This window comes from Massilia norwichensis (genome assembly GCF_024753245.1).
GTDB classification, from domain to species: Bacteria; Pseudomonadota; Gammaproteobacteria; order Burkholderiales; family Burkholderiaceae_D; genus Telluria; species Telluria norwichensis.
The window spans coordinates 14,540-27,652 of record NZ_JANUGX010000036.1 but is presented as its reverse complement, the minus strand read 5'-3'; the positions used below and the strand labels follow the sequence as shown (position 1 = coordinate 27,652).

The window sequence follows — 13,113 nt, the reverse complement described above, 5'->3', positions numbered from 1 at the left end:
TCGGGCTGCCCGGCAATCGGGCGTCCTTACATTTCACCTGCCGTTCCGCTCGGAAATTACGCTCAGCCGAGTGCCAGCGCGGCGATGCCGGCCTTGGCGATCTGCGCATCCTCCGCCGATTTCACGCCGGAAACGCCGATCGCGCCGACGGTGTGGCCCTCGACCACGATCGGCACGCCGCCTTCCAGCATGCCCTGCAGTTCCGGCGCGCTCAGGAAGGACACGCGGCCATTGTTGATCATGTCTTCGTAGATCTTCGACTCGCGGCGGCCCAGCGCGGCGGTCTTGGCCTTCTCCGGCGCGATGTAGGCCGAGATCGGCGCGGCGCCGTCCAGGCGCTGCAGCCACAGCAGGTGGCCGCCGTCGTCGACGATGGAAATGACCACGTTCCACTTGTTGGCCAGCGCCTCGGCTTCGGCGGCTGCGGCGATCTTCTTGACGTCGTCGAGGGTCAGTACGGGCTTGGTTTGCATCTTGTTCTTCCTTATGTCGAGATTGTGCTTGTTATTGTCCGGCCAGTGCCGGGCTCAATTGCTTGGCCTTGAGTCTGGCCTTCAGCTGCGGCATCACCGACGCCGCCGCCTGTTCGCCGGCCAGCACCGCCAGGTTGCGGCCGTTGAAGTCGGCGCTGCCCATCGCGCCCAGGGCCGGCGTGATGACCACGTCCGCGTCCTTCAGCTCGTGCTGGTTGAGGCGCTGGCCCATGATGGTAAAGGTCTGCATCAGGACGTCAAGCGAGCTGGCCGTTGCCTGCGCCTCGGTGGCGCTGGAAATGTTGACGGCGATGATGAACTCGGCGCCCATCTCCCGGGCGAAACGCACCGGCACCGGCGCCACCAGGCCGCCGTCGACGTAGGTCTTGCCGGCGATGGTCACCGGCTGGTACACGCTCGGCACCGCCGACGATGCGCGCACCGCCATGCCGGTGTTCCCGCGCCGGAACAGGATAGGCTGGCCGGTCTTCAGGTCGGTGGCCACCGCGCCGAAGGGAATCTTGAGCTTTTCGATCGGCTGGTTGTGCACCGTCTTGTTGACGTAGGCCTGCAGCGCTTCGCCTTTCAGCACGCCGGGCGACTTGCTGAAGAAAGGCAGCGCCCAGTCCGAGATCGAGGCCTCGTCCATCTCGAGCGCCATCTTCTGCAGCGTGAAGCCGTTGTAGCCGTAGGCGTACATCGAACCGACCACCGAGCCGGCGCTGGTGCCGACCACGATGTCGGGCACGATGCCCTGGGCTTCCAGGGCCTTGATCACGCCGATGTGGGCAAAGCCGCGCGCGGCGCCGCCGCCGAGGGCGAGGCCGATCTTGACCTTGCGCGGGACCGGCTGCGGGGCCGGAACGGCGGCGACGGTGGGTTGCGTCGGGGTGGAGCCGCAGGCCGAAAGCAGCAGGCTTGCCGCGGCGGCGGACAGGAGGGAGCGTCGAGACAGCATGGATCCGGGGGCTTAATCGCTAAAGGGACGATTGTAACCCGAGTCCGGTTTCGGTTGATGTCGCGAGGCTTAAGCTCGCACAGTCGTCAGCCAGGCAGCGACGTATTCGGCAAGGAAGCCGTAAACACACTCCCCTTCCCCGCCTCCGAGCGGATCGTCAGCTTGCCGCCGTGGCGCAGCAGCACGTGCTTGACGATGGCCAGGCCCAGGCCCGTGCCCTGGGTCTCGCGCGAGCGGCTCTTGTCGACGCGGTAGAAGCGTTCGGTCAGGCGCGAGATGTGCTGCTCGTCGATGCCGATGCCGGTATCGGCCACCGCGAAGCGCAGGTCGTTCGGGCCGCGGGTCCAGGACAGCAGGATGCGCCCGCCCTCGGGCGTATAGCGCACCGCATTCGTGGCCAGGTTGCCGAAGGCGCTGCGCAGCTCGTCGAGGCTGCCCATCACGTCCGGCCCTTCGACCGAGAACTCGATCTCGTGGCGCCCGCCGGACAGCGCGCGCGCATCCTCCGCGACCTGCTCGACCAGGGCGCGCACGTCGACCCGCTCGCGTTTGAGCGGGAATTCGGTCGACTCCAGGCGCGACAGGGTCAGCATGTCCTCGATCAGGCGCTGCATGCGCTGGCCCTGTTCCGTCATCAGCTTCAGGTGGGCGACGCGGGTCGCCTCCATCATGCCGGGATCGGCCATCGCGATCTCGAGGAAACCGACGATCACGGTCAGCGGCGTGCGCAGCTCGTGCGAGGCATTCGCGATGAAGTCGCGGCGCATCGCCTCCAGGCGCTCGGTCTCGGTGGCATCGTGCGTGACCAGGATCTGCCGCCGGTTCTCGAACGGGATCACCTGCACCACCAGCTTGCGGTTGCGGATCGCCAGCGTCAGCGGCTGCTCGTAGCGGCCGAGGATGATGTAGTCGATGAATTCCGGATGGCGGATCAGGTTCGTCACGCGGCGGCCCTTGTCCTTGTCCAGGGTCAGGCCCAGGTGGCGCTCGGCGGCCGGGTTGCACCATTCCAGGAACAGCACGTCGTCCATGATCGCCACGCCTTCCGGCAGCAGCTGCATGGCCTGGCGGAAGCGCGCCAGCCATTCGGCCAGCTCTTCCTGGTGACGCTCGTCGTCGCGGCGCAGCCGGTACAGGCGGGCGAACACGTCGGTCCAGGCACCCCAGCCGTCCGGCAGGCGGCTGCTGTGCGGATGGTGCAGCCACTCGCCCAGCTGGTGCAGGTAGGACAGCTGGACCACCAGCAGCGCCACCGTGACCAGCAGCGCCAGCGACAGCCCGGCCACCACGCCGAACAGCCACCAGGCGACGCCGGCGGCCACGAACACGAGGCTCAGGCGCAGCAGCGCCGGGACCCAGAACAGCAGGTGCGGATGGACGCTGGCCGGCGCAGTGGGAGCCGCGTCCGCCGCCGGGGCGGTTTCGGCGGCAGCTTCGGAGCGGGCTTCAGGAACGGTGTCCATTTACAGCTCTTTCTCGGTCAGCATGTAGCCGACGCTGCGCACGGTCTTGATCAGCTTCTCGGCTTCCTTCAATGCCTTACGGAGGCGCAGGACGTGCACGTCGACGGTGCGCTCCTCGACCGCCGCGGCGTCGCCCCAGACTTTATCGAGCAGCTGGCTGCGCGAGAACACGCGCTCGCGATGCGCCATCAGGAATTTCAGCAGGCGGTATTCGGCATTGCCCATGTCGAGCGGGCGCCCGTCGATGCTGACCGTGCAGCTGCCCGGGTCGAGCGTGACCGGGCCGGCGCTGAGCGGCGCCTCGGCCAGGTGCGGGCTCTTGCGCCGCAACAGGGCTTTCGAGCGCGCCAGCAGTTCGCGCGGCGAGAACGGCTTGGTGACGTAGTCGTCGGCACCCGTGTTCAGGCCGGCGATCTTGTCCTCTTCCATGCTCTTCGCAGTCAGCATGATGACCGGCATCTCCTGGAAGTCGCGGTCGCCGCGCAGGCGCGACAGCAGCCGCAGGCCGCTCTGGTCGGGCAGCATCCAGTCCAGCAGCAGCAGGTCGGGCTTGGCTTTCACGATCGCGTCCCAGGCCGCCGCCACATTGGACGCGGCGCGGATCTCCCAGCCGGTCTCGCGCAGCGAATAGCTCACCAGCTCGACGATGGCCGGTTCATCTTCGACGATCAGGACGCTCGTGTTGGATGCCATCGGCTCAGCCTTCCGCCTGGCCGGCCAGCGCCGCCGGTTTCGAGTGGCGGATGTCGCGCCCCTCGGCCACGTAGATCACGTACTCGGCGATGTTCTTGGCGTGGTCGCCGATGCGCTCGATCGCCTTGGCCACCCACAGCGTGTCCAGCGCCGGCGAGATGGTGCGCGGGTCTTCCATCATGAAGGTGATCATGTTGCGCAGGATGGTACGGAATTCGAAGTCGACTTCGTCGTCGCGGGCGATGATCTGCAGCGCGGCCTTGCCGTCCAGGCGGGCGAAGGCGTCCAGCGCGTCGTGCAGCATGTCGGCAGTGTTGCGCGCAATGGTGCGCACGATGTCGTGGTGGTTGAAGCCGACCATGCCGCGCTCGTGCAGGCTCTTGGCGGTGCGCGCGATCTTGGCGGCTTCGTCGCCGATGCGCTCGAGGTCGGTGATCACCTTGATGGTCGCCATCACGGTGCGCAGGTCGTTCGCGGCCGGCTGGCGGCGCACGATCAGGTGGCTGCAGGCGTCGTCCAGCTGGACTTCGAGCTGGTTCACGGCCTGGTCGTCGGCCATCACCTTGTCCGCCAGCTGGCAGTTACCGACGCGGAAGCAGTTCAGCGCCTCGTCGAACTGGGTTTCCACCATGCCGCCCATCAGCAGCACCTTGGAGCGGATGCCTTCGAGTTCCTGGTCGTACTGCTTGGATGAATGCTCGCCTACCATGTCTTTGCTTCCTATCGAATATCGTTATTTTAACGTGCCACCCGCCCGCTGACTTCACAAGGGGCTCTACGACCGTAGCGAACGGCCGCAGGGGTGGCCGAGAAGCGCAGCCGTACATCCGGTACGGCGAGCATCGCAGGCCGGCCCTGCGGCCGCGCAGTAGGTCGTAGAGTCCCTCATCCAAATCGGCCGGTGATGTAGTCTTGGGTCTCTTTCTTGGCCGGGTTCATGAACAGCTGGTCGGTCTCGCCGAATTCCACCAGTTCGCCCAGGTACATATAGGCCGTGTAGTCCGAGCAGCGCGCCGCCTGCTGCATGTTGTGGGTCACGATGGCGATCGTGTAGTCGCCCTTCAGCTCGCTGATCAGTTCCTCGATCTTGGCGGTCGAGATCGGGTCCAGCGCCGACGTCGGCTCGTCGAGCAGCAGCACGTCCGGCTTGACGGCGACGCCGCGCGCGATGCACAGGCGCTGCTGCTGGCCGCCCGACAGCGACAGGCCGCTCTTGTTCAGCTTGTCCTTCACCTCGCCCCACAGCGCCGCCTTCTTCAGCGCCCATTCGACGCGCTCGTCCATCTCGCCCTTGGCCAGGTTTTCATACAGGCGCACGCCGAAGGCGATGTTGTCGTACACCGACATCGGGAACGGGGTCGGCTTCTGGAACACCATGCCGACCTTGGCGCGCAGCATGTTCACGTCCACGCCCTGCTCCAGGATGTTGCGGCCGCGGTAGAGGATCTGCCCCTCGGCGCGCTGGCCCGGGTACAGGTCGTACATCCGGTTCAGGGTGCGCAGCAGGGTCGACTTGCCGCAGCCCGATGGGCCGATGAAGGCCGTGACCTGCTTGTCGTGGATGTCGAGGCTGACGTTCTTCAGGCTCCTGGTCTTCCCGTAATAAAAATCCAGGCCCTGCACTTCAATGGTCTTGGTCTTTTGTTTGTTCACGGTCTCTTGGCTCATCATTTTTGCTTATTGCGGGTTCTTTTGGCGGAACAGGGTCCGCGACAGGATATTCAGGAGCAGCACGCTGAGGGTCACCAGCAGCGCGGCGCCCCAGGCGATCGACTGCCAGTCTTCGTAGGGGCTCATGGCGAAGCGGTAGATCACCACCGGCAGGTTGGCCATCGGCTGGTTCATGTCGGCCGTGAAGAACTGGTTGTTCAGGGCGGTGAACAGCAGCGGCGCGGTCTCGCCGGAGATGCGGGCCACGGCCAGCAGCACGCCGGTGACGACGCCGGCCTTCACCGCGCGCAGGCGCACCGTCAGCGCCACCTTCCAGCGCGGCGCGCCCAGCGCGAACGCCGCTTCGAGCAGGCTGTTCGGCACCAGGTGCAGCATGTTGTCGGTGGTACGCACCACCACGGGAATCGCGATCAGCGACAGCGCCAGCGTGCCGGCATAGCCCGAGAAGTGGCCCATGCGCGGCACCAGCAGCGCGTAGACGAACAGGCCGATCACGATCGAGGGCGCCGACAGCATGATGTCGGTGACGAAGCGCGTGACGGCCGCGAATTTGTTGTTCTGGCCGTACTCGGCCAGGTACATGCCGGCCAGGATGCCGATCGGCGTGCTGACCAGGGTCGAGAAGCCGACCATCAGCAGGCTGCCGATGATGGCGTTGCGGATGCCGCCCTCGCTGCCCGGCGCCGGCGTATCCAGCGTGAACAGGGTATGCGAAAGCGCGCCGAAGCCATGCACCAGCAGGGTGAACAGGATCCAGGCCAGGAAGCCCAGGCCGATGGCCATCGCCAGCACCGACAGCGCGATGCCGATGCGGTGGCTCAGCAGGCGGCGGCGATAGACCGGGTTCACGGCCGGCGGATTGATGACGCCTTGCATTACTTCACTCCTTCTTTGCGGGACATCCCCAGCAACATCAGTTTGGCGGCCGACAGCACGATGAAGGTGATCGCGAACAGGATCAGGCCCAGCGCGAACAGCGAGGACACGTGCAGCGCCGAACTGGCTTCGGCGAACTCGTTGGCCAGGGTCGAGGAAATCGAGTTGCCCGCGGCGAACAGCGACCACGACAATTCGTTGGCGTTACCGATCACGAAGGTGACGGCCATGGTCTCGCCGAGCGCGCGGCCCAGGCCCAGCATGACGCCGCCGACCACGCCGGTACGGGTGTAGGGCAGCACGATCTTGCGCACCACTTCCCACTTGGTGCAGCCGAGGCCGTATGCCGATTCCTTCAGCACCGCGGGGACGATCTCGAACACGTCGCGCATCACGGAAGCGATGAAGGGGATGATCATCACGGCCAGGATCAGGCCGGCGGTCAGGATGCCCAGGCCCATGGTCGGGCCCTGGAACAGCGGGCCGACGACCGGCAGCACGCCCAGGGTCTTTTTCAGGAGCGGCTGGATGTGGTCGCCGAACATCGGCGCGAACACGAACAGGCCCCACATGCCGTAGATGATGGAGGGCACGCCGGCCAGCAGTTCGACCGCGGTGCCCATCGGGCGGCGCAGCCAGGCCGGGCAGATCTCGGTCAGGAACAGCGCGATGCCGAAGCTGACCGGCACCGCCACCAGCAGCGCGATCAGCGAAGTCGCCAGGGTGCCGGCGATGGCGATCAGGGCGCCGAACTGGTCGTTGATCGGGTCCCACTCGTTGCGGACGATGAAGTGCGCGCCGAATTCGCGGAAAGCCGGCATCGCGCCGACGGCCAGCGAGACGATGATCCCGACCAGCACCACCAGCACCGAGGCCGCGAACAGCAAGGTAATCTTATGGAAGAAGAAGTCCTGGATGCGCTGCTTGCGCATGGTGTTGCGCAGGCGGGCGTGGCTGGCGTCGTCCAGCAGGGCTTGCTGGGTGGCCTCTTGGGTTACGGTGGCGTTTTGTGCGCTCATATATTCGTTCTCTGCCGTCGTTCCCGCGAAGGCGGGAACCCAAGTTTGCATGCGTTCCGACTGCTCATGCAGAACTTGGGTCCCCGCCTGCGCGGGGACGACGTTGGTGACTTACCAGATCGCCTTGCCCGAAGCATCCTTCATGTTCGCCTTCCAGGCATCCTGCACCAGCTTGGTCACGCTATCCGGCAGCGGCACGTAGTCCAGCTCGGTTGCAGCGGCGTCGCCGCTCTTGAAGGCGTAGTCGAAGAACTTCAGGACTTCCTTGCCCTTGGCGGCATCTTCCTGGGCCTTGTGCACCAGGATGTAGGAGACGCCGGTGATCGGCCATGCCGCCTTGCCCGGCTGGTCGGTCAGGACCACCGAGAAGCCCGGGGTCTTGGCCCAGTCGGCGTTGGCGGCGGCGGCCTTGAAGGCGTCGTCGTCCGGCTGCAGGAACACGCCGTCGCGGTTCTTCAGCTGGGTGTGGCTCATCTTGTTCTTCTTGGCATAGGCCCACTCGACGTAGCCGATCGAGCCCTTGATGCGCTGGACGTTGGCGGCGACGCCGTCATTGCCCTTGCCGCCCACGCCGGTGGCCCATTTCACCGCGGTGCCGGCGCCGATCTTCGATTTGAATTCCGGGTTGGTCTTCGACAGGTAGTCGGTGAACAGGAAGGAGGTGCCCGAGCTGTCGGCGCGGTGCACGACGGTGATCTCGTCGTCCGGCAGTTTGACGCCCGGGTTCAGTGCGGCGATCGCCTGGTCGTTCCACTTGGTGATCTTGCCGAGGTAGATGTCGGCCACGACCGGTCCGGTCAGTTTCAGTTGGCCCGGCTGGACGCCCGGCAGGTTCACCACGGTGACGACGCCGCCCATGATGGCCGGGAACTGGAACAGGCCAGCCTGGTTCAGCTCGTCGGCGGCGAGCGGCATGTCGGAGGCGCCGAAGTCGACGGTCTTGGCCTTGATCTGCTTGATGCCGGCGCCCGAGCCGACCGATTGGTAGTTGAGGCCGTTGCCGGTCGCCTTCTTGTACATCTCCGCCCACTTGGCGTAGATCGGGTACGGGAAGGTGGCGCCCGCACCGGTGATGTCCGCGGCCATGGTCGCGGTGCTCGCGAAGGCGGCCGAGGTGCCGATGATCAGGGTTGCCAGCAGTTGCTTCATGCGCATATCAAGTCCTTGTTTTCCTGGTTTAGGGAGGTGACGCGGTGTTAATGCTGCGCAGTGTAGAGAGCAAATATGACGGCTTTATGACATGGCTGTCATCGATTTATGACTTGCGGAACAGGGCCAAAAGCCCCTTGTAAATACTGGTTGGTCTGCTAGCTTGAAGGTGTCGGGGCTGAATGGAGGACTTGTTCAGCGTGTGCATGCCGCGCTTACATTGCATGCGAGACGATCGGGGGGACTCGCCAAACGGCGTTTGACGTTCATGGTGTTAGGTGTAATTGTGACCGGCATATTGGTCGGGATAGCCGGACTGGTGGCTTTCGAGGCCATCTGCGAAGGACGCAACTGCTCTGGGAAATTGACGGATCGCTATCACGAATAGCGTAACTGGCCTCTTGGCCACAATGACAAAGCGGCGAGGCCCAAGGGGCGCTCGCCGCTTTCGTTTTCTTGACGGGGAAGCGTTATCGCAGGAAGCGCGACAGCTGGGTCATCGCCGCCAGGTCCAGGTTCAGGAACTGGAAGCCGGCCTTGAATTCGCCGCCGCTGAAAATGCAGTAGATGACTTTCGCGCGCGCGGCGATCGGGGTCAGCTTACCCTCGACCAGCAGGTCGAAGCCCACCTGCCCGGTCTGCCCCACCTGCAGGGGGCTCTGCACCGCGATGCTGACGCCATTGCTGCCCACATCCGAGGTCCGTCCCGGCATCGGCGCCTGGCCTTCCATCGCGACCACCGCCCTCACCTTCACAATCTTGCGCCCCGACTGCCTTTGATCCGTCATTACACCTTACCAGTTGGTTCCGTTATCAGACAAACCAGCAATTATAAGGCCTAAGCGCTTTTTTAGTCGAGCTCGCGCAGTTTGTTGAAGGCCTCGTCGATGCGCTCCACCGCGACGATGGTCATGCCCTCGATCGGCTGCTTCGGCACGTTCGACTTCGGGATCACGGCCACCGAGAAGCCCAGCTTGGCGGCTTCGCGCAGGCGCTCCTGGCCGCGTGGCGCCGGGCGGATTTCGCCGGCCAGGCCGACTTCGCCGAACACCACCAGGCCGCGCGGCAGCGGCTTGTTGCGCATCGACGAGTTAATCGCCAGCAGGACTGCCAGGTCGGCCGCCGGTTCCGTGATCTTGACGCCGCCGACCGCGTTGATGAACACGTCCTGGTCGAAGGCGGCGATGCCGGCGTGCCGGTGCAGCACCGCCAGCAGCATCGCCAGACGGTTCTGTTCGAGGCCGACCGAGAGGCGGCGCGCGTTCGGCAGGTGGCTGGTGTCGACCAGGGCCTGGATCTCGACCAGCAGCGGACGCGTGCCCTCCTGGGTCACCATCACGCAGGAACCGGGCACCTGGCTGTCGTGCTGCGACAGGAACAGCGCCGACGGGTTGGACACCCCCTTCAGGCCCTTTTCCGTCATCGCGAACACGCCCAGCTCGTTGACGGCGCCGAAGCGGTTCTTGATCGCCCGCACCAGGCGGAAGCTGCTTTGGGTATCGCCCTCGAAGTAGAGCACCGTATCGACGATGTGCTCGAGTACGCGCGGACCGGCCAGCGCGCCCTCTTTCGTGACGTGGCCGACCAGGATGATGGTCACGCCGGTCTGCTTGGCGACGCGGGTGAGCTGGGCCGCGCACTCGCGCACCTGGGCCACCGAACCGGGCGCCGAGGTCAGCGCGTCCGAGTACAGGGTCTGGATCGAGTCGATCACGGCCACTTCCGGCTTCATGTCGGCGATGGTGCCGAGGATCTTCTCGAGCTGGATCTCGGCCTGCAGCTTGAGTTCCTTGGCCTCGACCTGCAGCCTGCGCGCGCGCAGCGCGATCTGGGCGCCGGACTCCTCGCCCGAGACATACAGGGTGCTGCGGGTCGTGGCCAGGTTGGCCAGCGCCTGCAGCAGCAGGGTCGACTTGCCGATGCCGGGGTCGCCGCCGATCAGCACCACGCCACCGGCGACCAGGCCGCCGCCCAGCACGCGGTCGAATTCTTCGATGCCGGTGCCGAAGCGCGGCACGTCGATCGCCTCGATATCGGCGAGAGACAGCACCGGCGCGGTCTGCGCCAGGCTCTTGTGCATGCCGGGGGTCTGCGACATCCGGTTCAGGCCGGCGGTCTCGACCTGCTCGGTCATGGTGTTCCATGCCTTGCAGTCGCCGCACTGGCCGGTCCAGCGGCTGGCCACGCTGCCGCAATCGTTACAGACGAAACTGGTTCGGGATTTTGCCATTGCTATATATATGTGCTCGTATTAATTCAATCTGTGCCGACCCGGCCTTCAACCACGCGCACGCGCGGCGCCAGGGCGCACATCAATTCGTAGCCGATCGTGCCGGCGGCATTCGCCACCTCGTCGATCGGCAGGCCGTCGCCCCACAGCGTGACCTTGCTGCCCACGCGCGCGTTGGCGACCGGGCTCAGGTCCACCGTCATCATGTCCATCGAGACGCGGCCGACCAGTTGGGTCCTGACGCCATCCACCAGCACCGGGGTGCCGGGCTCGGCGTGGCGCGGGTAGCCGTCGGCATAGCCGCAGGCCACCACGCCGACCGTCATCGGACCGGGCGCCTCGAAGCGGCTGCCGTAGCCGACGGTATCGCCCTTCTGCAGCTGCTGGATGCCGATGATCTCGGATTTCAGGGTCATGGTCGGCAGCAGGCCGTATTCGCGCGCGCTGACGCCGCCGCCCGGGGTGCCGCCGTACAGCATCACGCCGGGGCGCACCCAGTCGTTGTGCAGCTCCTTGGCCAGGGCCGCCTGATGCAGCACGCCGCCGGAATTCGACAGGCTGCGCTGCCCTTCCAGTCCCTGCGCCCCTTCGCGGAAGCGGCGCACCTGCTCGGCGACCGACAGGCGCGGATGCTCCAGCTCGTCGGCATTCGCGAAGTGGGTCATCAGGGTGATGTTGCGGATGCCGGGGATGGCGCGCAGGCGCTTGTAGGCGGCCGCGTATTCGTCGGGACGGAAGCCGAGCCGGTTCATCCCGGTATTCATCTTGAGGTGCACGTCGATCGGGCGGTAGAGCTGGGTGTACTCCAGCATCTGGACCTGCTCGAAGCAGTGCACCGCGCTGTTGATATTGTGCTCGGCCAGCAGCGGCACGTCGGAGGCGTCGAAGATCCCTTCCAGCAGCAGGATCGGCTTGGCCCAGCCCAGCTCGCGCAGGCGCAGCGCGTTCTCGGTCTCGATCAGCGCCAGACCGTCGGCCTGGCTGAAGCCGCGCATGCCGCGCTCCAGGCCATGGCCATAGGCGTTGGCCTTGACCACCGCCCAGACCCGGGCCGTCGGCGCGCAGGCATAGGCCTTCGCCAGGTTGTGCTGCATGGCGTCGAGATGAATGATGGCGTGGAGGGGACGTGGCATGGGCGATAGATGAGGGTGAAAAAGCCGAACAGAAGGGCTATTTTAGCGCCAACTTGGCAGCAACTTGGCGTCGGCAGTTGAAACCGGGTATTGTCGATTTCTTGGGCGCGGCCCGCTTTCATGGTATAAAGCAACCCACACTAGCTTTTAGAACGTCTCGAATGAATCGTGGTTTTTATACCATCATGGCGGCGCAGTTTTTTTCGTCGCTCGCAGATAGCGCGTTATTGTTCGTCGCGATCGATCTGCTTGCAGCGATGCATGCACCGCCATCGCTGATTCCCCTGCTGAAACTCTCATTCGTCCTGTTCTACGTCCTGCTGGCCCCCTTCGTCGGCGCGTTCGCCGATTCGATGCTCAAGGGCCGGGTGATGTTCATTGCCAACCTGATCAAGATTTTCGGCTGCGGCCTAGTGTTCGCCGGCGTCCATCCGCTGCTCGCGTATGCCGTGGTCGGCTTCGGCGCGGCCGTGTATTCGCCCGCCAAGTACGGGATCCTGACCGAACTGCTGCCGGCCGAAAAGCTGGTCGTCGCCAACGGCTGGATCGAAGGCCTGACGGTGCTGTCGATCATCCTCGGCACCGCGTTCGGCGGCGCCCTCGTCAGCCCGATGGGCGGCGCCTGGCTGGTGGGTCTGCACCTGCCCGTCCTCGACAGCATCCTGTCGACGCCGAGCCAGGCTTCGCTGGCCGTGCTGATCGGCGTGTACATCCTGGCGGCGATGTTCAACCTGGGCGTGCCGGACACCGGCGCCCGCTACGATCACCAGGAGCGCAACCCGACCAAGCTGATCGCCGATTTCGCCAACTGCTCGGCCACGCTGTGGAAGGACAAGCTGGGCCAGATCTCGCTGGCCGTTACTACGCTGTTCTGGGGTGCCGGTGCGACGCTGCAGTTGATCGTCATCAAGTGGGCCGAGCGTTCGCTGAAGATGCCGCTGGATAAGTCGTCCTTCCTGATCGGCACCTTCGCCCTGGGCGTCGCCGCGGGCGCCGCGGCCGCCGCCAAGATCATCCCGCTGAGGAAGTCGCTGACCGTGATTCCGCTCGGCATCGTCATGGGCCTGGTGGTGACCAGCATGACGCTGGTGTATTCGGTGTCGGTTGCCGTGCCCCTGCTGATGATCATCGGCCTGCTGTCCGGCTTCTTCGTGGTGCCGATGAACGCCCTGCTGCAGCACCGCGGCCACGTGCTGATGAGCGCGGGCCACTCGATCGCCGTGCAGAACTTCAACGAGAACCTGTCGATCCTGACCATGCTGGCGGCGTACGCGATCATGCTCACGCTCAACCTGGACCTGAACATCATCATCGTCGTGTTCGGCCTCACCCTCGCCGGCCTGATGTACATGATCGGCCGCCGCCACGCCGCCAACCAGCGCGAGCACGATTCGCTGGCGCTGATCGGCGAGCACAAGCACTAATTCCTTGCCAAGAACCGGGGTCTG

At 65.3% G+C, this 13,113-nt stretch carries 13 protein-coding genes; 1 reads left to right on the top strand and 12 read right to left on the bottom strand.

Annotated elements, in window-relative coordinates; translation table 11 throughout:
• Window positions 1-62: 62 nt before the first annotated feature.
• The 12 genes from NX782_RS23125 to alr all read right to left on the bottom strand — a co-directional run bounded on the left by NX782_RS23125 (window position 63) and on the right by alr (window position 11,665).
• Window positions 63-473, bottom strand: coding sequence for a GlcG/HbpS family heme-binding protein (locus tag NX782_RS23125; protein ID WP_258847852.1), 411 nt, complete (start codon window positions 471-473; stop codon window positions 63-65).
• A 31-nt stretch (window positions 474-504) separates the two neighbouring features.
• Window positions 505-1,431 (bottom strand): patatin-like phospholipase family protein, encoded by a 927-nt coding sequence (locus tag NX782_RS23120; protein ID WP_258847851.1) that lies wholly within the window; start codon window positions 1,429-1,431, stop codon window positions 505-507.
• Between the two features lie 86 nt (window positions 1,432-1,517).
• Window positions 1,518-2,894: a phosphate regulon sensor histidine kinase PhoR gene (gene phoR / locus NX782_RS23115; protein WP_258847850.1), complete on the bottom strand. Its 1,377-nt coding sequence runs from the start codon at window positions 2,892-2,894 to the stop codon at window positions 1,518-1,520.
• Window positions 2,895-3,587: a response regulator gene (locus NX782_RS23110; RefSeq protein WP_258847849.1), complete on the bottom strand. Its 693-nt coding sequence runs from the start codon at window positions 3,585-3,587 to the stop codon at window positions 2,895-2,897. It lies immediately after the preceding gene.
• 4 nt (window positions 3,588-3,591) lie between these two features.
• Entirely contained in the window at window positions 3,592-4,296 is a 705-nt protein-coding gene (phoU, locus tag NX782_RS23105; RefSeq protein WP_258847848.1) for a phosphate signaling complex protein PhoU, read from the bottom strand.
• 176 nt (window positions 4,297-4,472) lie between these two features.
• Window positions 4,473-5,240, bottom strand: a complete 768-nt coding sequence (gene pstB / locus NX782_RS23100; RefSeq protein ID WP_370661831.1) for a phosphate ABC transporter ATP-binding protein PstB — start codon at window positions 5,238-5,240, stop codon at window positions 4,473-4,475.
• 24 nt (window positions 5,241-5,264) lie between these two features.
• Window positions 5,265-6,134 (bottom strand): phosphate ABC transporter permease PstA, encoded by an 870-nt coding sequence (pstA, locus tag NX782_RS23095; protein ID WP_258847845.1) that lies wholly within the window; start codon window positions 6,132-6,134, stop codon window positions 5,265-5,267.
• The gene (gene pstC, locus NX782_RS23090; RefSeq protein ID WP_258847885.1) at window positions 6,134-7,066 is read right to left on the bottom strand and encodes a phosphate ABC transporter permease subunit PstC; all 933 of its coding nucleotides are present in this window, start codon (window positions 7,064-7,066) and stop codon (window positions 6,134-6,136) included. The genes pstA and pstC overlap by 1 nt, the downstream gene beginning before the upstream one ends.
• A 198-nt stretch (window positions 7,067-7,264) precedes the next feature.
• Window positions 7,265-8,308, bottom strand: a complete 1,044-nt coding sequence (gene pstS, locus NX782_RS23085) for a phosphate ABC transporter substrate-binding protein PstS (protein ID WP_258847844.1) — start codon at window positions 8,306-8,308, stop codon at window positions 7,265-7,267.
• Between the two features lie 464 nt (window positions 8,309-8,772).
• Window positions 8,773-9,090 carry a PilZ domain-containing protein gene (locus NX782_RS23080; protein WP_258847842.1) on the bottom strand — a complete coding sequence of 106 codons (318 nt, stop codon included), beginning with the start codon at window positions 9,088-9,090 and terminating at the stop codon, window positions 8,773-8,775.
• 62 nt (window positions 9,091-9,152) lie between these two features.
• On the bottom strand, window positions 9,153-10,532 hold the full coding sequence (gene radA, locus NX782_RS23075) for a DNA repair protein RadA (RefSeq protein ID WP_258847841.1): 1,380 nt from the start codon (window positions 10,530-10,532) through the stop codon (window positions 9,153-9,155).
• Window positions 10,533-10,558: 26 nt separating this feature from the next.
• A complete protein-coding gene (gene alr / locus NX782_RS23070; RefSeq protein ID WP_258847840.1) occupies window positions 10,559-11,665 on the bottom strand; it encodes an alanine racemase in 1,107 nt (368 codons plus the stop codon).
• A gap of 161 nt (window positions 11,666-11,826) precedes the next feature.
• On the opposite strand from alr, the gene lplT reads away from it, so the two are divergent.
• A complete protein-coding gene (lplT, locus tag NX782_RS23065) occupies window positions 11,827-13,089 on the top strand; it encodes a lysophospholipid transporter LplT (RefSeq protein WP_258847839.1) in 1,263 nt (420 codons plus the stop codon).
• The last annotated feature ends 24 nt before the right edge of the window (window positions 13,090-13,113 follow it).